The organism is Nocardioides malaquae (genome assembly GCF_015070385.1).
GTDB classification, from domain to species: Bacteria; Actinomycetota; Actinomycetes; order Propionibacteriales; family Nocardioidaceae; genus Nocardioides; species Nocardioides malaquae.
The window spans coordinates 61768-81611 of record NZ_JADCSA010000010.1 but is presented as its reverse complement, the minus strand read 5'-3'; the positions used below and the strand labels follow the sequence as shown (position 1 = coordinate 81611).

General features: G+C 71.7%; 16 protein-coding genes. 8 read left to right on the top strand and 8 right to left on the bottom strand.

Translation table 11 applies throughout. From position 1 onward, the window contains the following. Together IEQ44_RS11275 and IEQ44_RS11270 are read left to right on the top strand one after the other, a co-directional pair. Positions 1–915, top strand: a complete 915-nt coding sequence (locus IEQ44_RS11275; protein WP_193638561.1) for an MFS transporter — start codon at positions 1–3, stop codon at positions 913–915. A 3-nt stretch (positions 916–918) separates the two neighbouring features. Next, positions 919–3891, top strand: coding sequence for a bifunctional [glutamine synthetase] adenylyltransferase/[glutamine synthetase]-adenylyl-L-tyrosine phosphorylase (locus tag IEQ44_RS11270; protein ID WP_193638560.1), 2973 nt, complete (start codon positions 919–921; stop codon positions 3889–3891). A 72-nt stretch (positions 3892–3963) separates the two neighbouring features. On the opposite strand, the gene IEQ44_RS11265 is transcribed toward IEQ44_RS11270, so the two are convergent. Then, on the bottom strand, positions 3964–5184 hold the full coding sequence (locus tag IEQ44_RS11265; protein WP_193638559.1) for a TerC family protein: 1221 nt from the start codon (positions 5182–5184) through the stop codon (positions 3964–3966). Between the two features lie 272 nt (positions 5185–5456). On the opposite strand from IEQ44_RS11265, the gene IEQ44_RS11260 reads away from it, so the two are divergent. Continuing rightward, entirely contained in the window at positions 5457–6692 is a 1236-nt protein-coding gene (locus IEQ44_RS11260) for a lipase family protein (RefSeq protein WP_319804630.1), read from the top strand. A gap of 34 nt (positions 6693–6726) precedes the next feature. Here the strand turns inward: IEQ44_RS11260 and IEQ44_RS11255 are convergent, their stop codons facing one another. After that, positions 6727–7389, bottom strand: coding sequence for a TetR/AcrR family transcriptional regulator (locus IEQ44_RS11255; RefSeq protein WP_193638557.1), 663 nt, complete (start codon positions 7387–7389; stop codon positions 6727–6729). Positions 7390–7428: 39 nt separating this feature from the next. After that, entirely contained in the window at positions 7429–8421 is a 993-nt protein-coding gene (locus tag IEQ44_RS11250; protein WP_193638556.1) for a 5'-3' exonuclease, read from the bottom strand. A 130-nt stretch (positions 8422–8551) separates the two neighbouring features. Between IEQ44_RS11250 and IEQ44_RS11245 the strand changes: the two genes are divergently transcribed. Genes IEQ44_RS11245 through IEQ44_RS11230 form a run of 4 tightly spaced genes read left to right on the top strand, consistent with a single transcriptional unit; the run spans position 8552 to position 15799 of the window. Then, complete coding sequence (locus IEQ44_RS11245) at positions 8552–10078, top strand: DUF3375 domain-containing protein (protein ID WP_193638555.1); 1527 nt, start codon at positions 8552–8554, stop codon at positions 10076–10078. After that, positions 10075–10848 (top strand): DUF4194 domain-containing protein, encoded by a 774-nt coding sequence (locus IEQ44_RS11240; protein WP_319804629.1) that lies wholly within the window; start codon positions 10075–10077, stop codon positions 10846–10848. The genes IEQ44_RS11245 and IEQ44_RS11240 overlap by 4 nt, the downstream gene beginning before the upstream one ends. Continuing rightward, on the top strand, positions 10845–14300 hold the full coding sequence (locus IEQ44_RS11235) for an ATP-binding protein (RefSeq protein WP_193638554.1): 3456 nt from the start codon (positions 10845–10847) through the stop codon (positions 14298–14300). The genes IEQ44_RS11240 and IEQ44_RS11235 overlap by 4 nt, the downstream gene beginning before the upstream one ends. Positions 14301–14317: 17 nt before the next feature. Further along, a complete protein-coding gene (locus tag IEQ44_RS11230; protein WP_193638553.1) occupies positions 14318–15799 on the top strand; it encodes a flavin-containing monooxygenase in 1482 nt (493 codons plus the stop codon). On the opposite strand, the gene IEQ44_RS11225 is transcribed toward IEQ44_RS11230, so the two are convergent. From IEQ44_RS11225 to IEQ44_RS16995, 3 genes are all read right to left on the bottom strand, one after another. After that, on the bottom strand, positions 15730–16530 hold the full coding sequence (locus IEQ44_RS11225; protein WP_319804628.1) for a sulfurtransferase: 801 nt from the start codon (positions 16528–16530) through the stop codon (positions 15730–15732). The genes IEQ44_RS11230 and IEQ44_RS11225 overlap by 70 nt on opposite strands. 37 nt (positions 16531–16567) lie before the next feature. Next, entirely contained in the window at positions 16568–17146 is a 579-nt protein-coding gene (locus tag IEQ44_RS11220; protein ID WP_319804627.1) for a C40 family peptidase, read from the bottom strand. A gap of 302 nt (positions 17147–17448) precedes the next feature. Then, positions 17449–17640 (bottom strand): hypothetical protein, encoded by a 192-nt coding sequence (locus tag IEQ44_RS16995; protein ID WP_227487362.1) that lies wholly within the window; start codon positions 17638–17640, stop codon positions 17449–17451. A gap of 84 nt (positions 17641–17724) precedes the next feature. Here IEQ44_RS16995 and IEQ44_RS11215 point away from each other — a divergent pair, with 84 nt between their 5' ends. Beyond that, on the top strand, positions 17725–18801 hold the full coding sequence (locus IEQ44_RS11215) for an asparaginase (RefSeq protein ID WP_319804626.1): 1077 nt from the start codon (positions 17725–17727) through the stop codon (positions 18799–18801). Between the two features lie 2 nt (positions 18802–18803). Here IEQ44_RS11215 and IEQ44_RS11210 read toward each other — a convergent pair whose 3' ends face one another. Together IEQ44_RS11210 and IEQ44_RS11205 are read right to left on the bottom strand one after the other, a co-directional pair. Further along, positions 18804–19271 carry a DUF421 domain-containing protein gene (locus IEQ44_RS11210; protein ID WP_193638551.1) on the bottom strand — a complete coding sequence of 156 codons (468 nt, stop codon included), beginning with the start codon at positions 19269–19271 and terminating at the stop codon, positions 18804–18806. Next, entirely contained in the window at positions 19256–19780 is a 525-nt protein-coding gene (locus tag IEQ44_RS11205; RefSeq protein ID WP_193638550.1) for a hypothetical protein, read from the bottom strand. Before IEQ44_RS11205 ends, IEQ44_RS11210 begins: the two co-directional genes overlap by 16 nt. Positions 19781–19844 lie beyond the last annotated feature (64 nt).

The following is a 19844-nucleotide window of genomic DNA, read 5'->3' as shown; positions in this document are numbered from 1 at the left end:
ATGACACGCTTCGAGAGCACGCAGGGCACGCGCCGCAAGGGGGGCGCGCGCCGCGCCGGGTTCCGCGCCGGGCCGGACGCCGACCCGGGGCAGGGGTACGACCGTGAGCTCGAGGCCGGGCACCACGCCCACGGAGAGCTCGACTCGACTCCCGTGCACCGGGGCCCGGTGCTCGACGAACGCAAGCGTCCCGTCTCGGTGCGGCGCAACAGCAAGCTGGGCCGGGAGGTCCGTGTCGACCCGACCCGGGTCAGCGGCCCCATCCGCGTCGTCCTGGAGCCCATGCTCTGGCTCGCCTTCCTCAGCGGACTGGCCTGGGTGCTGGTCGCCCTCGACCCGGGCGTGCGTGACACCGGCGAGGGGGAGGTGCTCTACGAGCACACGCTGCCGATGGCCATCATCGTCTCGGCGATCCTGCTCATCTCGACCATCAGCGCGTTGATGTGGTTGCCCGTCTCCACCTCGGCGACCCGGGCCCGGACCGCCTTCGCGGGGCTCGGCATGCTCGCCTCGGGCTGGCTCTTCGCAAAGCTTCGCCCCGTCGACACCCAGGACCTGCTGGGCATGTCGTGGCTCTCCATCGGGATCGGGGTCCTGCTCGTCGCGATCTGCGCCGTGCCGTGGCCGACGGCCCGCGCCCTCGTGCCGCGTCGGCCCACCGGCCCCGAGCGCCTCGCCCTCGGGTTCCTGCTGCTGTCGGCGCTGCTGGTGGGGTGGTTGGCGTGGGAGGCCGCCCAGGTCGGCCTGGTCGACATGGACGGAAGCGACCGGAGCGGATGGGACCAGGTGTTCCCGTTGCTCGGCCTCTTCGTCATCCTGCTCGGCAGCGCCCGCTTCCTGCTGCGCCGGCCCGACCGCTCCGAACGCGTCGCGTTGATCCCCCGTGCGGAGCTGCGGCCCGACGACCAGTACTGACCGATGCGCACGCCACCCAGCGCCACATACCTGGTCCGGGTCGGGTTCGAGGACCTCGAGTCAGCCAGGACGGGGGTCGAGGCCCTGGGCGCCGCCCGGGAGACGGTCGTCGGCGCGCTCGGCTTCGTCGCCGATCCCGACCTCGCGCTGCGCACCCTGCACGACCTCGCTGACGCCGTCGACGACCCCGACGCCTTCTGGACGGTGATGGCCGAGGACGCCGCCACCACCGCGCGCCTCGTCCACGTGCTCGGTGCGAGTCGCGCCCTCGGTGAGCACCTCGTGCGGCACCCCGAGCACTGGGTGGCGCTCTGCGACGACGACCTCTCGTGCACCCGTGCCACCGCCTGGGGCATGCGGGCGAGCCTGCTCGAGAGTGTGGGGGCCGACCCGGAGGCGGACCAGCCGGTGGCCACGGCGCCCGACGCCGAGGCGGTGGACGCCCTGCGGGTGCGCTACCGACGGCTCCTGCTGCCCCTCGTCGCGCGCGACCTGTGCCACGGTGAACGGGTCGACGACGTCGCCGCGGAGCTCTCCGACCTGGCGGCCGGCACGCTCGAGGCAGCCCTCGCGGTGGCCCGCGCGCGCGTCGGGGACGAGGCGTCGAGCGCCCGTCTGGCAGTGGTCGCGATGGGCAAGTGCGGCGGCCACGAGCTCAACTACGTCTCCGACGTCGACGTGATCTTCGTGCACGAGGGCGCCGACGGGGTCGACGACCACGACGCCACCCGGGCGGCCACCCAGCTGGCGGCGCAGATGATGCAGGTCTGCTCCGAGCACACCGCAGAGGGCACCATCTGGCCGGTCGACGCCGGCCTGAGGCCCGAGGGCAACCAGGGTCCGTTGGTGCGAACGCTTGCCAGCCACGAGGGCTACTACGAGCGGTGGGCGAAGACCTGGGAGTTCCAGGCGCTGCTGAAGGCCCGCCCGGTCGCCGGTGACCTCGACCTGGGAGCCCGCTTCGTCGAGATGGTGAGGCCGCTGGTCTGGTCGGTGGCCGAGCGCGAGGGCTTCGTCTCCGACGTCCGCGCGATGCGACGGCGGGTGGTCGACCACATCCCGACGAAGGAGGCGCCTCGCCAGCTGAAACTGGGGGCCGGGGGACTGCGCGACGTCGAGTTCGCCGTCCAGCTACTGCAGCTCGTGCACGGTCGGGCCGACGAGTCGGTGCGCGCACCCACGACGCTCAGCGCGTTGGCCACCCTGACCAGGGGCGGCTACGTGGGCCGCGAGGACGGCGAGGCGCTGCACGAGGCGTACGCCTTCCTTCGCTCGCTCGAGCACCGCATTCAGCTGCACCAGCTGCGCCGCACCCACGTCGTGCCCGACGACGACTCCGCGCTCCGCCGCCTCGGGCGTTCCATGGGCTTCTACCGCAACCCGGCGGCGACCCTGGAGAAGGAATGGCACCGACGACGTCGGCTCGTGCGGAGGCTGCACGAGAAGATCTTCTACCGTCCGCTGCTCGAAGCCGTCGCCCGCATCCCTGGACCGGACGCCCGGCTCACTCTTGCCCAGGCCGAGGACCGGCTCAGCGCCCTGGGCTACGCCGACCCGCGCGCCGCGCTGCGTCACCTCGAGGCACTGACGGCGGGCGTCTCCCGCAGCGCGCGGATCCAGCGGACCCTGCTGCCGGTGATGCTGGAGTGGTTCGCCGACTCCCCGGACCCGGACGCCGGCCTCTTTGGCTTTCGACGGATCAGTGAGGCGCTGGGGGACACCCCGTGGTACCTGCGCGCCCTGCGCGACGAGGGTCAGGTCGCGGAGCGACTTGCGCGCCTGCTCTCGACCTCACGCTTCGCCACCGACCTGCTCGAGCGTGAGCCCGAGGGGGTCAAGATCCTCGGTCAGGACCTCACCCCGCTTTCCCAGGAGGCACTCAGCGAGGAGATGATGGCCACCGTGCAGCGGCGCGCCGACGCCGCCGACGCGGTGCGGGGTGTGCGCGGCATCCGCCGGCGTGAGCTCTTTCGCATCGCGGTGGGCGAGCTCTTCGGCGAGACCGACGTGGAGCAGGCCGGGCAGGCGCTCACCTCCATGACCGACGCGACCCTGGAGGCCACCCTCCAGGCCGCCCTGCGCGACCGCGCGCGGGCGGAGGGGTTCGACACGCCTCCGGTGCGGATGGCGCTCATCGCGATGGGTCGCTACGGCGGGTGCGAGCTCTCCTACGCCAGCGATGCCGACGTGATGTTCGTGCACGAGGTGGTGGAGGGCGCCGACGTGCAGACCGCCTCCGCCTTCGCGATGGCGATCGCCAACGACGTACGCAGCCTGCTGGCCGCCCCCGGCTCGGATCCGGTACTGGAGGTTGACGCCGACCTCCGGCCCGAGGGACGCCAGGGACCGCTCACGCGCACGCTGGAGTCCTACGCCGCCTACTACGCGAAGTGGTCGGCGGTCTGGGAGGCGCAGGCGTTGCTGCGAGCCGAAGCGGTCGTGGGTGACGAGGGGCTCAGGCAGCGGTTCACCGCGCTCATCGACCCGTTGCGCTACCCCGCGGAGGGTTTGGCCGGGGACGAGGTCGTGGAGGTGCGGCGGATCAAGGCCCGGGTCGACACCGAGCGGCTGCCCCGGGGAGCCGACCAGCACACGCACTTCAAGCTGGGGCGGGGCGGGCTGACCGACATCGAGTGGACGGTGCAGTTGCTGCAGATGCAGTGGGCGGGGCGGGTGCCGGCCCTGCGCCACCCGGCCACGTTGCCCGCACTGACCGCGGCGGTGGAGGCCGACCTCGTCGCCGAGGAGGACGCGTCCGTACTCGCCGCGGCGTGGCGGTTGGTCAGCCGGATGCGCAACGCCGCGACGTTGGTGCGCGGCAAGGGCGCAGACGCGATGCCCGGCGACCCGGTCGAGCGGGCCTGCATGGCCAGTCTGCTCGGCTACGACGTCGGCGACACCGACCGCATGGTCAACGACTACCTGCGCACCACGCGGCGCGCCCACGCCGTCGTCGACCGCATCTTCTGGGGCTGAGCGGCCGAAGGGTCGAGCCGGCCGCGCCCAGTACGCCCTCAGTACCGGTACGCCCTCAGTACCGGTACGCCCTCAGTGCTGGGTGTGGGTGGGCGGCGGCACCTCGCCGCGGGAGAGCGCCTCGGAGTGGGCGACGCGGGCGCGGTCGATGAGCGTCATGAGCTTCTCGTCCTCGAGCGCGGGAGCCCGGTACTTCTCGTCGAGCTGCATCATCTGCTCGTGCCCGTGGACGAGGGCCTGGTAGAGGCGCTCGCGCTCGACCGGGTCGGCCGTGTGCTGCTCGTCGAGGTAGGCCACGGCGGTGCGGCGCGCGTTGGCCACCACGGAGTGGGCCTTGCCGGCGGGGCTGACCAGCGACGCCAGGACGGTGACGAGCAGGACGCCCAGGATCACGCTCAGGGAGACGCCGATGCTGACCTCGACGACCGGCACGTGCTCGCCGTCGTTGATGAACGGCAGGTTGTTCTCGTGCAGCGCGTGCAGGATGAGCTTGACGCCGATGAACGCGAGGATCGCGGCGAGGCCGTAGGAGAGGTAGATCAGGCGGTCGAGCAGGCCGTCGATGAGGAAGAAGAGCTGGCGCAGGCCCATGAGTGAGAACGCCGTCGCGGTGAACACGATGAAGGTGTTCTGGGTGAGCCCGAAGATCGCGGGGATCGAGTCGAGCGCGAAGAGGATGTCGGTGCCACCGATGGCCACCATCACGAGCAGCATCGGGGTCATGACCCGCTTGCCGTTCTCCATGGTGAAGAGCTTGTCGCCGTCGTAGCGGTCGGAGGTGTGGAAGAGCTTCTTGGCAGCCCGGATGATGAAGTTGTTGGCAGCGTCGTCGTCCTCGTCCTCGCCCTTGAGCAGGTTGCCAGCGGTGAGCAGCAGGATCAGGCCGAAGAGGTAGAAGATCCACGAGAACTCCTTGATCAGCGCCGCGCCCAACAGGATGAAGCCGGTGCGGGCGATGAGGGCGAAGACGATGCCGAAGAGCAGCACCTTCTGCTGGTCCTCGCGAGGCACCCGGAAGCTCGCCATGATGATGAGGAAGACGAAGAGGTTGTCGACGCTCAGAGCCTTCTCGGTGATGTAGCCGGCGAAGTACTCCGAGCCCATCTGGCCGCCGCCGAACCACAGCAAGCCGAGCCCGAAGACGATGGCGATGCCGACGTAGATCGCCGACCAGATCGCTGCCTCGCGCAACGTCGGCACGTGCGCCTGGCGCACGTGGAAGAAGAAGTCGAAGGCGAGCAGTCCGATGATGCCGACGATCGTCAGGCCCCATACGAGAGGGCTCACGTCCATGTACTTCTCCTGGTGATTCGAGTGGCAGTGCGAAGGCGCAACCCGAAGGCGCAGCGCGCGCAGGTGCAACGCAAGGGGGCGGTGCCCGAGGGGGCGGTGACCAGTTTGTCACGCACCCCCGAATGCCCCGCCGGGCGGGAGTCAGGTCGTCCGTCCCAGATTCGGAGAAGCCCGTTGTGCGTGACGTGGCTCACATGCTTCGGTGGACTGGCCGCCTCGGGAGTGGTTTCGTGACGCCGTCCGGGCTCCCGACGCGGGAGGGAGAAGCACCCGTGAGATCACACCTGTCCGCGCGCCCCCGCGCGCGCACCCTGCTGGCCGCCGCCGTGGCGGCCGTCGTCGTCCCGTTCACGACGGTGCCGACGGCCTCGGCCGAGGAGCCCCGTCCGGCCTTCTACGAAGCTCCGGCCACCCTGCCGAGCACCAACGGCGCGGTCATCCGCACCGAGAAGCTCAGCTTCCTGCTCGACCCGGCCGACCTGGCCGCCACCCAGTACGACGCCCACCGCGTCCTCTACCGCAGCACCAACCGCACCGGGAAGGCCATCGCGGTCTCGGGTTCGGTCATCGTGCCCAAGGCCAAGTGGCGCGGCCCGGGCTCTCGGCCGGTCCTCGGCTACGCCCCCGGCACCCAGGGCGTCGGTGACTCCTGTGCCCCGTCGCGCGTCTTCAGCGAGCTCTTCGAGTACGAGAGCATCTTCATGGCGGGCCTGCTCAAGCGTGGCTACGCGATCGCCATGACCGACTATGAGGGTCTCGGCACCGCCGGGATGCACACCTACATGGACCGGCTCTCCCAGGGTCGGGCCCTGATCGACGGAGTCCGTGCGGCGCAGCGCATGCCCAGCACCGGTCTCTCGCCCGCCAGCCCGGTCGGCTTCGTGGGCTACTCCCAGGGGGGTGCCGGCGCCGCCTCCGCCGCCGAGCTCGCCGGCTCCTACGGCAAGGAGCTCAAGGTCAAGGGCACTGCCGCCGGGGCGACACCCGCCGACCTGCGGGCCCTGCCCGGGGCCATCGACGGCAGCCTCTACGCCCTCTTCGGATGGTTCGCGATCGCCGGTCTCACCGCCAGCTACGACATCGACATGACGCCTCAGCTCAACGCCAAGGGGCTTCAGATGTACGAGCAGATCAAGGACGACTGCGTCTTCGACCTCTTCGGCGCGGCCTTCACGAAGTCGGGGGACTACACCGCCGACGGAGCGGACCTGGCCGAGCTGATCACGCGCGAACCCTTCAGGTCGATGATCGCCGACCAGAGGATCGGCACCATCAGGCCCAACGCCCCCGTGCTGGTCTCGCACAGCCTGTTGGACGACGTGGTCCCCCACCGCGTGGGCAAGCAGCTGGCCAAGGACTGGTGCGCCAAGGGTGCCTCGGTCCGGTTCAGCACCAACGCCACCCCGCTGCACGTGGGCGGCATGCTCAACCACGCCGCCGAGATGTACGCCTTCTTCGAGGCGCGGTTCGGCGGGGTGCCGGCCGTCTCGTCCTGCTGGCGTCTCTGAGGCGAGAGCCAGCCGACGGACCCGGCCGGCCGCCCTACGCGGTCGGCCGGGTCGCGCCGGCGCAGAGCAGGCACAGGCGCACGACGCGGGCGACGACCACGTCGTCCGACTCGTCAGCGCGCACCCGCAGCCGGCTGCAGGTGTCGCAGAGCGCCATCACCGCACGGGCGGTTCCCTCGGCCTCGGCCGGGTCGCCGAGCGCTGCGCAGAGGGAGACCAGGTAGGAACGGTAGGACTCCACCGCCGCCGTGAGCTCGGCCATCTGGGCGTCCTCGAGCACGTCGGTCATGCCCAGCCCGAAGTAGGCGGCGTCCCAGGCCAGTGACATGTCACCGCGCTCGAGTCGCCAGCGCACGTGACGCGTCACCACGTCGACGAGCTCCTCGCGCGGGCCCCGGTCGGTCGCGACCGGCGCGACCACGCAGACCAGGAAGTCGTCCAGGATGTCGAGCAGGCCGTCCATGAGCACCTGGCGCTTGCCCAACGGGAAGTGGCCGTAGATGCTCGCCGCCTGCATCCCCACCGCGGCGGCGATCTCGCGCATCGACGTGCCGCCGTAGCCCTTGCGGGCGAAGAGCGTCATCGCCTCGGTGGCCAGCCGCTGCCGCGTGGAGCCCTTCACCGGGTCGGTCAGGGCGCGGACCTGGGAGGTGAAGTGCGCGCGCCGGGCGTGGGTCTCCGGATGCGTGGCCTTCATGGGGTGAGCCTAGTGGGGGACAGGAAGCCCCGACGGGTCTCACCAGATGGTGGCGCGCGACGCTGGCACCGCGGTGAGCACGCGAACGGCCAGGTCGGTGGTGCCCGCCACGCCCAGGTGGCCCACGACGTGCTCCACCCGCGCCATCTCCAGCGGCAACAGGCCCGGTGTGCCGGGCACGTCGGGGGTGAGCCCGAGGTCGAGGTCGTCCTGCCCGGACATCACGGCCATGTTGAACTCGAACCTTTCCCGCGCACCGGGTGCGGCCAGCTTGCGGACCAGGCCGGCTCCGATGCGCCGTCCACCCGTCTCGGCGGCCCATCCGTCCAGGACGGCCACCAGGTTCGCGCCGCCGCAGTGGTCGATGTCGCTCCACACCGCGTCCATCGAGCCCATCAGCTCCAGGAGCAGCGGGGCGGTCTTCTCGCCGATGCCCGGCACGCCGGGCAGGTTGTCGGAGGCGTCGCCGCGCAGGGCGGCGAACTCGAGGTAGTGCTTCGCTGCCACTCCGTACATCAGGCGCAGGCTGCGAGGAGTGAGCAGCGGCGAGGCATGGATGCCGCCGTTGATCAACCGCAGCACCCGCGTGCGGTCGCTGATGTGGGCGAAGGAGTCGCGGTCGGAGGTGATGATCACGCAGTCCCAGTCGTGGGTGAGGGCCCACGTGGCGGCGGAGGCATTGACGTCGTCGGCCTCCAGCCCCGGCGGGGTCAGGGTGGCCAGCCCCAACGCGTCGAGCAGGGCGCCGGCCCTGTCGAGCTGCTCCACCAGGGCGGGGTCCTTCTCCGCGCGTCCCGCCTTGTAGTCGGGGTAGAACGAGGCACGCACCGAGGAGGTGCGGTCGTCGAGCCCGAAGATCACCGCGTCGGGGGCGAAACGGTCGATCGCCTCGATGATCTGGCGCAGCATGCCGTGCAGGGCCCAGGCCGGACGCCCCGACCGGTCCCGGTGCCGCGTGTGGGCCCGGGCGTGGTGGTTGCGGTGCAGGAGGGACGGGGCGTCGACGGCGAGCAGCAGTCGTCGCGGTGTCATCGGCTCCTCCACGGCTGCGATGATTCCACAGGCTGCGTGACGCCTGTTCGACGTCGGGGGACCTGCTCTGAGAGGCTGTGCCACGGCGCGTCGGTCGAGGTGGGCCGCGCGTCAGGAGGCACGGGAGCACATGAGTCAGATCGCAGGTGAGTGGGCCAAGGTCAACGGGGCCTTCGACCAACCCACCCTCACGCTGCTTCACCAGCGTCAGGCACCCGTGGTCATCACGCTCTTCCGGGCTGCGTTCGGGCGCGACAACACGCCCGTGCCCACGGCCAGGCTGCACGCCCAGGTCGAGGAGCACCTCGCGACTCTCGGGTCGTCGGACGACCTCGGGGGCGTCGAGGTGCCGACCGGCAGTGGTCGCGAGCTGTGCCACCGCTGGATGCGCGGCCAGTGGCTGGTGCGCTCCCTGGACGAGCGCGGCCACGAGGTCTACACCCTCACCTCGCACGCCCAGCAGGCCCTCGAGCTGGTCAAGACGCTCACCCGCGACCGGGCGACGCTCAGCGAGCACCGCATCGCCACGATCGTCGGCACGGTGCGCCGCTTCAACGCGGAGGCCAACCCGGACCGTACGACCCGGGTCACCCTGCTCAACGAGGAGATCGCCCGACTCCAGGCCGAGCGCGACCGCCTGGTCGACGGGGCCGAGATGGTCTCGGCGACCGAGGACTGGATGAGCGAGGGATTCACCGAGCTGATCTCCCTCGTCTCGGCGCTCCCCAGCGACTTCGCCCGGGTGGAGGAGCGGTTCGCGCAGATCCGCGCCGAGATCCTGGCCGCCTTCCGCGCCGAGGACAGACCGGCGGGCGAGGTGGTCGACGCCTACCTGGAGCGGGCCGACCGGCTGATGACCTCCACGCCCGAGGGACGTGCCTTCGAGGGCGCCTTCGGCCTGCTGCGCGACGACGCGCTGGTCGCCCAGCTGCGCGAGGACCTCAACGCGCTGCTGGAGCACCCGCTCGCCGACCGCATCCTCGGCGACGTCGACCGGTCGGAGCTGCGGGGCACGGTCAAGCTGGTGCGCGACGGGCTCGACCGCGTCCTGACCCAGCGTTCGCGGGTGACCGCGACGCTCAAGGACTACATCGTCTCCCACGACGCTGCCCGTGACCGGGAGCTCGAGCAGACGCTGCGCCACCTCGAGGCCGAGCTGACCACCTGGATGGGCGCCACCGGTCCTCGCGCCACCCTCGACGTCCCGTTGCTGCCGGCGCGTGCCGGCGTCGAGCACCTGCGCGAGAAGTTCTACGATCCTGCCGACGACGTCCTGCCCGAGCGCATCGAGCGCGACCCGGTGCCCGACGCCCCCAGCGTCGCGCTCGCCTCGCTGATGGCGCAGGGTGGTCCTCAGCTGCAGCTGCTGCGGCGCAGGCTCGACGAGGCGCTGGCCGGGCGTACGACCGCGTCGGCCGCCACGCTGGGCGAGTTCTTCGACGGGTTGGAGCCCTCCTTGCGGCGTCCTGTGGAGATCTTCGGCCTGTTGCACCTGGCTGCCGACCGGTCCTGGGCCGCGGACGCCGACGAGCCCCGCGAGCCGGGCGTCCAGGACACCGAGACCTACACCGCCGTACGCCCCGACGGCACGGCCCGCACGTTCACCGTGCCGCGCCTGGCGTTGCCCGACACCCACGAGAGCGAGACCTCGCAGTGAGCGACCTCGACATGACCGACCTCGACCCGTCCGACCTCGGGTCCACGGGTGCCGAGCTGGACCGCGGCGGCCACGACACCGCGTCAGTCTCGGTGTTCGAGGGCGACGAGGGCACCCTCGACTTCGCCCAGCGACGGGCGCTGGTCACCCTCCTGAAGCAGCGGTTCATCAGCGCCAGGACGCACCCGCGCGACTGGGAGGTGCTCGTCGACCACGAGCAGCTGCTGCGTTCGCGACTCAACGACGTCTTCCTCGACCTGCTGGTCGACCGCGAGCGTGAGGTGGCGTGGAAGCGGCAGGCCTCCTCCGAGACCGGTGGCCGCTTCCCGACGTTGCTCCACGACGTGCCGTGGTCGCGCGAGGAGACGATCCTCCTGGTGCACCTGCGCGACCGGCTGCGCGCAGGTCAGGCCGGCGGGGACGCCCGGGTCTTCGTCGACCGCGAGGACCTGGTGGCACACGTGGCCTCGTTCCGGCCGTTGCACGCGACCGACGGGGCCGGCGACGAGAAGCGGGCCCGCAACGCGGTGGCCAGCATCGTCAAGACCGGTCTGCTCATCGGCGCGGTCGGTGACGAGAGGTACGAGGTCAGCGGAGCCGTGGAGCCCCTGCTCCCGCTCGAGCTGTTGCAGGAGCTGCTGGAGGCCTTGCGCCGCTCGAACGCGGTCGAACCCCCTCCGGAGCGGGTGGAGGACCTCTTCGGCGAGCCAGCCGTCGAGGTCGTCGAGGGTGAGGAGCCGGCGAGCGACGAGGAAGGGGAGTGGGCATGAGCAACGACGTGCTGGAGGGCGCGGACGGGCTCTTCGACGCCGCCGTGGTCACCACCCCCAGCGACGACACGATGCAGTGGCGCGCTGCGCTGCTGCAGCTGGTCAACTGGGGTGGCTTCAGCGGACTGACCACGGTGCCGCTGCGCGGGGACACCACCATGATCTCGGGGGCCTCGGGAGCCGGGAAGAGCACGATCCTCGACGCCTACACCGCGCTGATGATGCCGTCGGACACGAAGTTCAACGGGGCCTCCAACGACGCCGTCTCCGGGCGGGCCCGCAGCGTCGGCCAGCGCAACCTGCTCTCCTACCTGCGTGGGGCCGTCGACGTGGTCGACGACCCGCGCACCGGTCGTCCGGTGGAGAAGCTGCTGCGTGGGCGCGGCAGCGACACCTGGGGTGCGGTGGCGATGACCTTCGTCAACGACCAGGGCGGACGCTTCACGGCGCTGCGCACCTACTACGTCCCGCGCCGTGCGACACGGTCGGCGGACGTGCAGATGCAGCTCGTCACGCACGAGGAGGCCCTGAGCCTGGAGGCGCTCGAGGCAGCCGTTCCGGAGCGCTTCCACGCCAACACCCTCAAGAAGCTCTTCCCGGGCATCCGGGTGCACCGCACCTACGCGGAGTTCGCCGCCGTGCTGCACGCCCGGCTGGGCATCGGGGCCAACTCCGACGGCGCCAGGGCGCTGCGCCTGCTGGCGCGGATCCAGGCCGGCAACCAGGTGCGTTCGGTCGACGAGCTCTACAAGGAGATGGTGCTCGAACGCCCCGCGACCTACGCCGCGGCCGACCGCGCGATCGCCCACTTCGACGACCTCGACGCCGCGCACTCGGCGATGCGCACCGAGGAGGCCAAGCTCGACCTGCTCGCGCCGATCACCGACCTGGACCAGCGCAGGGAGTCGGCTCGACGACGCCTCGCCGAGCTCGACGCCTTCGGCGTGACGCGCGTTGGCGACACCCCGTTGCGCACCTGGCTGCTGCGCACCCACCTGCGCCTGCTGGAGCGGGCGGTCGCGGAGAACCGCGACGCCCGGCGCTCCACCGCCGACGCCTTCGCGGCGGCCACCTCTGCCGAGGCAGCGCTGGTCGGCGACCTCGAGGCCGCCAAGGAGGCGCACCGCGCGGCCGGGGGCTCGACGTTGCAGTCGCTCGCCCTCGCCCTGGAGCAGGAACAGGTCGTCCGTCAGGACCGGGTGGGCCGGCGGGCCACCCTGCAGCAGCGACTGGTGCCGCTGCTCACCGTCACCGACCCCGGTCACGACACCGTCGAGGGCGTCGACGTCGGCGAGGCGTTGGAGTCGCCCGAGCTCTTCGCCGAGCTCCAGTCACGTGCCCGGGCATGGTTGGAGGGCTGGCAGGACCAGCACGCGGAGCTCAAGGCTGCCCGCGACGCCGCCCGCGACCGTCGCTACCCGATCAACGTGCGCCAGTCCGAGCTGCGCCAGGAGCGCGCCTCGCTGGAGCACCGAGCGGGCCGGATGCCGGTGCGGATGCACGAGATGCGAGCCGAGGTGGCGCGGGCCAGCGGGCTCTCCGTCGAGGAGCTGCCCTTTGTCGCCGAGCTCATCGACGTGGCTCCCGAGGAGTCGCGCTGGCGGCTGGCGGTGGAGACCGTGCTCGGCTCGTCGGCGCGCACCATGCTGGTGCCCCTCGAGCGGCTGGAGGAGTTCTCCGCCGCGATCGACGGGCTGCAGATGCGCGGTCGGCTCCACTTCGAGGGCGCCGAGACGGGGCTGCCCGATGCTGGCCCGTTGGACCCCGAGCGGGTGGCCGGCAAGCTCGTCTACAAGGAGTCGCCCTTCTCCGGCTGGGTCCAGGCGCACGTGAGTGACCCGGCCCGCAACGCGCTGTGCGTCGAGGCTCCTGAGGAGCTGGCCGGGGGCGAGGGGCTGCGGGTCACCCGCGCCGGGCAGACCCGTCAGGGACGGCGCGGCGCCCACGGTCTCGGTGACCTGCGCAACGTGATCGGTTTCTCCAACGACGACGCCCTCGGCGAGGTCGACGAGGAGCTGGCCGCGCTCGAGGCCGAGCTGGTGGCCATCGACGGGGAGGTCGCCGAGCTGGACCGACGCACCAGCGTCCTGGACCAGCGCCGTGCCGCCTACGAGGCCATCGCGGCGGCCCGCCACGACGACCTCGACGTCGGGGGCAGCGAGCGACGCATCGCCGACCTCGAGCGGCGCCGGGAGGAGATCCTCGGCGCCGACGACCAGCTGCAGGCCCTCCAGGGCCAGATCGAGGGGCTGGAGGCAGCCCTGGAGCAGACCCGCAAGCAGCGTTACGACCTGGAGCGCCGCCAGCGTGAGCTCGCTGCCGCGCATGCCGAGCACGTGGACTCCGAGGATCTCGTCAAGGACCGGTTGGAGGCTTTGGAGCGCAGCGGGTCCGGCGCGCTCGACCCCGATCGGGAGGCGGCACTGAGCGCCGAGTTCGCGGCCGCGGTGGCCCCGGCGGACCCTGACGACCTCGACCGCTTCGCGGAGCACTCCCAGCGCCTCCAGGAACGGTTGCGCGACGCGGTGGGTGACGCCGAGGCAGAGGTCCGCCGGGTCGAGGAGGAGCTCACCGCGACCTTCCGGATGTACAAGCTGCAGTGGGACTCGCCGAACCTGGGCACCACCGCCGACTCCTACCCCGACTACGCCCGCATCCTCGACGAGATCTGCGGCACCGGCCTGGCCGGCCGCCGCGACGAGTGGCGCCGTCGGCTGACCGAGTGGAGCGGCCAGGACCTCGTGCCCCTGGTCGGCGCGATGGCCTCCTCGATCGAGGAGATCGAGGACCGTCTCGAGCCCGTCAACGCCATCCTGCGGCGCCTGGAGTTCGGCGGGGAGGGCGACCGGCTGCGGATCCGCCTGCGCCGCCTCACCCCCGCGCACGTCCAGGCCTTCCTCAAGGACCTGCGTACGCTCGCCGGCGGCGGCACCGCGGAGCTCGACGAGGCCGGTCTCGAGCGGCGTTTCGCCGACCTGAGCCGCTTCATGAACCAGCTGCGCCGCACCGCCGACGTCGAGGGCGCCAGCGACCGGGACCGACTGCTCGACGTGCGTCGCCACGTGGAGATCAGCGCCGAGCGCTACGACCACGCCACCGGCGAGCTGCGCGCCACCTACCGCACGCTGGGGGAGAAGAGCGGTGGAGAGAGCCAGGAGCTCGTGGCCTTCATCGTCGGCTCGGCGCTGCGTTTCCGTCTCGGCGACGAGATGCGCTCCCGGCCGCGGTTCGCGCCGGTCTTCCTCGACGAAGGGTTCGTCAAGGCCGACTCGGAGTTCGCCGGTCGCGCGGTGCAGGCCTGGAAGGGCCTCGGCTTCCAGCTGATCGTCGGTGTCCCGCTCGACAAGGTGACCGGACTCGAGCCCCACGTGGACGACCTGCTCGCGATCACCAAGAATCCGCAGAGCCACCGGTCGTGGATCACCCCGATCCGTGACGAGGACAGGTCCTGACGCGAGAGGGTGGGGTCATGACAACCGACGTGCGCGAGGTCGACGTGCTGGTCGTGGGAGCTGGGCTCTCCGGCATCGGGGTCGCCCGACACCTGGTGGTCGACCGTCCGGGCACGACGTTCGTGGTGCTGGAGGCCCGGGACGCGATCGGTGGCACCTGGGACCTCTTCCGCTACCCCGGCATCCGGTCGGACTCCGACCTGCACACGTTCGGCTACGAGTTCAAGCCGTGGACCGACGACGACGCGATCGCCGACGGCCCCCGGATCCTCGACTACCTCCACGAGGTCGTCGCCGAGCACGACCTCGCCCGCCACGTCCGCCTGGGCCACCGGGTGGTCGCCGCCGACTTCGACGCCGACGCCGCCCGGTGGGCCGTCACGGTCGAGGTCGACGGGGGAGAGCTGCAGGAGTGGAGTGCCCGGTGGCTCTTCAGCGCCGGCGGCTACTACCGCTACGACCGTGGCCACTCCCCGGACTTCCCGGGCCTGGAGCAGTTCACCGGCCGGGTGGTGCACCCGCAGGTCTGGCCCGACGACCTCGACGTCTCCGGACAGCAGGTGGTCATCATCGGCAGTGGCGCCACCGCGATCACCCTCGTGCCCGCCCTGGCCACGGGGCCCACGGCGGCCGCGCACGTCACCATGCTGCAGCGCACCCCGACGTACGTGATGCCTCTCCCGCGCCGTGACCGGCTGGCCAACGCCGCGCGTCGGGTGCTGCCAGAGCGCGCCGCGTACGCCCTCACCCGCACGAAGAACATCGCCAAGGGCCAGTGGGTCTGGAACCTGAGCCGCAGCCGGCCGCAGGTGCTGCGTCGGGTCATCCGCGCCGCGATGGCGAAGCAGCTGCCCGAGGGGTACGACCTCGACACCCACTTCAACCCGCCCTACGACCCGTGGGACCAGCGGCTCTGCGCCGACCCCGACGGCCACTTCTTCCGGGCGATCCGCGACGGTCGCGCCAGCGTCGTGACCGACACCGTGGAGTCCTTCACGCCGCACGGGATCCGGTTGGCGTCGGGGCGTGAGCTGCCCGCCGCCCTGGTGGTGACCGCCACCGGGCTGGAGGTGCAGCTGATGGGCGGCATCGACCTCAGCGTCGACGGCAAGCCGGTGCACTGGCCCGACCACGTCGTCTACCGCGGTCTGATGGTCTCCGGGGTGCCCAACTTCGCCTTCGCGATGGGCTACACCAACCAGTCGTGGACGCTGCGCCTGAGCTTGGTCTGCGACTGGTTCACCCGGCTGCTGGCGCACATGGAGGCCGAGGGGCTCGACGGGGCGGTGCCGGAGTGGGACCCCGGCGCCGAGACCGCGCCGGCGTTGGACTTCCAGGCCGGGTACGTCCAGAGGGCGGCCGCCGACCTGCCCCGCCAGGGCGTCGAGGCGCCGTGGAAGGTGTCGATGGACTACTACGCCGACCGGCGTCAGCTGCGCCGCGGACCGCTGCTCGACGACGCGCTGACGCTCTGGCGTGGCTCCCGCCGCGTCTCCTGACCCCAGACAGCGAGCGTCGGCGTGAGTGCCTCGCGCTCGTCGAAGACGAAGCAGTCGCCGGTGAAGTGCTCGCCGCCGACCTCCTCGAAGTACTTCAGGATGCCGCCCTCGAGCTGGAGCACGTCGTCCAGGCCCAGCTCCTGCATGTGGAGCGCGGCCTTCTCGCACCGGATGCCGCCGGTGCAGAAGCTGACCACGGTCCTTCCGGCCAGGTCGTCACGGTGTGCCGCGACGGCCGCTGGGAACTCGGTGAACTTCTCGATCCGCCAGTCGATCGCCCCCGTGAAGGTGCCGTAGTCGACCTCGAACGCGTTGCGGGTGTCGAGCAGCACCACCTCACGCCCACGGTCGTCGTGGCCCTGGTCGAGCCACCGCTTGAGGGTGCGGGCATCCACCGACGGGGCCCGACCCTCGTGGGGACGGATGGTCGGGTGGTCCATCCGGATGATCTCGGACTTGAGCTTGACGAGCATCTTGCGGAAGGGCTGGGTGGGCGACCACGACTCCTTCGCCTCGAGCGCGGCGAACCGCGGGTCCTGGCGCAACGCGTCGAGCCACCCGCGCAACCCGGCGGCGTCACCGGCGAGGAAGAGGTTGATGCCCTCCGGCGCCAGCAGCACCGTGCCCCTCAGATCGGCGGCCTGCGCGCGCTCGAGCAGCGTCGTACGCAGCGTCTCCCGGTCGTCGATCGGCGTGAACAGGTAGGCCGAGACGTTGAGGACTTCTTCCACGGCGCCGGAGTCTAGGCCTGCGCCGAGGGGTGAGGGGTCACACCCGGCCGTAGAAGACGCTGGAGGTCCAGATCTTCGCCTTGCCCACCGGCACGCCCGGCCTCGAGGCATGGAAGACCTTGCCCTTCCCGGCGTAGAGGCCCACGTGGTAGACGCTGCCCCCGTTGTGGAAGAAGACGAGGTCGCCACGACGGGGCTTCTTGACCCGCTTCGCGGCCCGGGCCTGGGCGCTCGAGGTGCGGGGCAGCTTCTTGCCGGCCTTCTTGTAGGCCCAGCTGGTGAGGCCCGAGCAGTCGAAGGCGTTCGGACCGGTGGCGCCGTAGCGGTAGGGCTTGCCGGCGCGGGTGCGTGCCTTGGCCAGCGCGCGGCGCGCGAGCGGCTTCTTCTTCTTGATCTTGTGGCTCAGCACCGCGCCCTGCTGGACGTGCACCAGCTGACCCACCGTGGGGGTGGCGGCCGGGGCGGGCGCCGCCTGGACGGGCGTCGCGAGGGCAGAAGCCATCAGGAAGGTCACCAGGAACGTGACGACCATCGAGATGCGAAGGGTCAGTCGGGCGCTCGTCTGGGCGCCACGAACCGACGACAGGGTCTGTCGCATGGTGGAGTTCTCCGGCACGCGCCTGCGGCTGATGACCTGTCGGATTCGGGCTTGCCGTGCCCGGGCGATCTCTCGCCTTCACCCCGAGCCGTCCCCGTAGGACGGCAGTGCAGCTGGGTCAGCCGTGCTCGACACCACTCGATTCTTGCGTCTCGAGTCACCCCGGCGACGTGTCGAGCCTCGGCGCGGTCCGGGTGGCCCCGCCGTGGGGCGCGAGGACTTCGGCAGGTGAGTGCCTGCCCTCCACAGTGAGGGAGCCCGGGGGTCGAATGCACATCGGCGCGGGTGTGGAGTCCGCCACACCCGCGCCCGGACCCGGGTCAGCCGACGTCGCTGGTCTCCTCCGGCAGCTCCTCGTCGGCGTCGATGATCTCGGGGTAGTCGGCCTGCGCCTCCGGGTCCACGTCCGGGTGGTGGGCCTGCTCCTCCTCGTCCGGGTCGTGGTGGGCGGGAGCCTCCGGCTCCGCCATCAACGCCTCGGCCTCGGAGTGCTCGGGAAACTGCTCGCTCATCTCTGCTCCTCGTTCGCCGCGGATGGGTCCGACGTTCGTACCCTTGCGCCGGTGGCGTCAACCCCGGGTGTGCACACTGGATCGGTGAGTCCGACGCCCCCCGCCGATCCCGCCCGCTCCGCTGCCCGCCCTGAAGGCCGGCCCGTCGTGGCTCTGTTCGCGCTCGGCGGCACCGTGGCCAGCGCCCCCGCCACGGACGGCGGCGCCGGCACTGGCAGCGGCAGCACCGGTGCCGAGGTCGGTGTGGCGCCCCGTGTGGCAGCTGCCGACCTCGTCGCTGCCATGCCCCAGCTCTCCGACCTGGCGCAGGTGCAGGTCACCCAGGTGCGGCAGGTGCCGTCCTGCGAGGTCACCCTGGACGACGTGGTCGACCTCGTGTCCCGGCTCCGTGCGGCGGTGAGCGACGGCGCCCGGGGCCTCGTGGTCACCCAGGGCACCGACACCCTGGAGGAGACGGCGTTCGCGCTCGACCTGCTCTGGCCGGGCCCGGAGCCGGTCGTGGTGACCGGGGCGATGCGCCCTGCCTCGGCGCCCGGAGCAGACGGGCCGGCTCACCTCGTGGCTGCCACCCGGCTCGCCGCGGGTCCGGAGGCCCAGGGCGCCGGCGTCCTGGTCTGCCTGGGCGACGAGATCCACGCGGCTCGTCACGTGCGCAAGACCCACACGTCCGCGCCGTCGGCGTTCACCTCGCCGGGGCGGGGGCCCCTCGGCTGGTTCAGCGAGGGACGTCCCGTGCTCGCCTCCCTGCCTCCGCGGTTGCCGGAGCTGGACGTGGAGACCGGTACGCCCCTACCAGCCGTGGCGGTCCTCCGCATCGGCGTGGGGGAGGACCCGCGACTGCTGGAGGCGGTCGCCGACCTCGGCTACGACGGCGTCGTGGTCGAGGCTCTCGGTGGAGGCCACGTGCCGCAGGCGCTGCTGCCCGCCCTCGACGCCCTCGTACGCCGGGTGCCGGTGCTGTTGGCCTCCCGCACGGGCGCCGGTCGGGTGCTCGAGCAGACCTACGGCTACCCGGGTGGCGACATCGACCTGGTCGCGCGCGGCCTCGTGCCCGTCGGCACGCTGGACGCCCCCAAGGCCCGGGTCCTCCTCACCCTCGCGCTCGCCGCCGGGTTCCGCGGCGACGACCTCGCCGACCTCGTACGCCGCGTCGGCGGCTGAGGTCAGAGGTCCGGGTTCTCCTTCGTGAAGAACGAGAACTGTCCGTCGGGCTCCAGCACCGCCCACTCGATCTCGTCCAGGCTGCGGTGACCCTCCGCGCGCGCCGCCTCCCTGAGGTCGTCGACGGTGACGCGCTCCAGTCGCAACGCCTCGTGCAGGATCCGCCCGTGACTGATCAAAGGCGTGGGGATGCCCTCGAAGAACGCCCGCCGTCGCGGCCACCGCCACGAGGCCCACGACGCCGCGATCGTGAGGAGCGCGAAGACGGAGACGGCGGTGACCGCCGCTGTGAGCGAGGTGTCCTCGGCCAGCACCGACTCGGTCACGAGGTCACCCAGCACCACCACGAGGACGAGGTCGAAGGCCGACATCTGGCTCATCTCCCGCTTGCCCACGACGCGCATGAGGAGCCACAGGAAGGCGAAGACCGCTGCGGAGTGCAGCACCACCCCGATCACGGCAGCACCCACGTCGTCAGGTCGAGCTCGGCCGCCGGGCTGCGCTCCCCGGCGGGGGCGATGCCCACGGGCGTGTCGACGGGCCCGACCCGGGGATGGGTGGGCACCCGTCCGCTGAGCACCACGGTCTTGCCCGGGTGCTCGTCGAAGGTCAGCAGCCATGCGTCGGCGGTGGTCGACTCGGAGGTCGGCACGGGGGTGACCACCTCGATGCCGAGCTCCTCGACCCACCCCAGGCCCAGCAGCAGCGTGTAGCCGTCACCGGTGCGCGCGGGCCTGGGCGTGACGGAGACGGTCAGGTCCGTGCCGGCCCGCACCACCCGGGGGTGACTGACCTCCAGCTCGCCCCACGACGTCGCGCTCCGCTCCTGCGCCGTGCGGGGCCCGTAGAGACCGGTGACCGCACCCACGACCACCAGCAGGAGTGCCGAGGCGCCGATCCGGCGCCAGGCCCGTGCCCGCCTGGCCCGCCTCACGAGGTGGTCGACCTCCTCGGGGCGTCGGGCCAACGTCTCACTCACCGTTCCTCCTCATCGAGCTGCCGCTTGTCTCGACCCTCCTGACCCGTTACCCCGTTGCCTCGCT

What these genes read in the sequence shown, in the direction of transcription:
- IEQ44_RS11270 (WP_193638560.1), top strand. Translation starts at nt 919, where the DNA reads ATGCGCACGCCACCCAGCGCCACATACCTGGTCCGGGTCGGGTTCGAG.
- IEQ44_RS11250 (WP_193638556.1), bottom strand. Translation starts at nt 8,421, where the DNA reads ATGACACCGCGACGACTGCTGCTCGCCGTCGACGCCCCGTCCCTCCTG.
- IEQ44_RS11245 (WP_193638555.1), top strand. Translation starts at nt 8,552, where the DNA reads ATGAGTCAGATCGCAGGTGAGTGGGCCAAGGTCAACGGGGCCTTCGAC.
- IEQ44_RS11275 (WP_193638561.1), top strand. Translation starts at nt 1, where the DNA reads ATGACACGCTTCGAGAGCACGCAGGGCACGCGCCGCAAGGGGGGCGCG.
- IEQ44_RS11255 (WP_193638557.1), bottom strand. Translation starts at nt 7,389, where the DNA reads ATGAAGGCCACGCATCCGGAGACCCACGCCCGGCGCGCGCACTTCACC.
- IEQ44_RS16995 (WP_227487362.1), bottom strand. Translation starts at nt 17,640, where the DNA reads ATGAGCGAGCAGTTTCCCGAGCACTCCGAGGCCGAGGCGTTGATGGCG.
- IEQ44_RS11265 (WP_193638559.1), bottom strand. Translation starts at nt 5,184, where the DNA reads ATGGACGTGAGCCCTCTCGTATGGGGCCTGACGATCGTCGGCATCATC.
- IEQ44_RS11235 (WP_193638554.1), top strand. Translation starts at nt 10,845, where the DNA reads ATGAGCAACGACGTGCTGGAGGGCGCGGACGGGCTCTTCGACGCCGCC.
- IEQ44_RS11230 (WP_193638553.1), top strand. Translation starts at nt 14,318, where the DNA reads ATGACAACCGACGTGCGCGAGGTCGACGTGCTGGTCGTGGGAGCTGGG.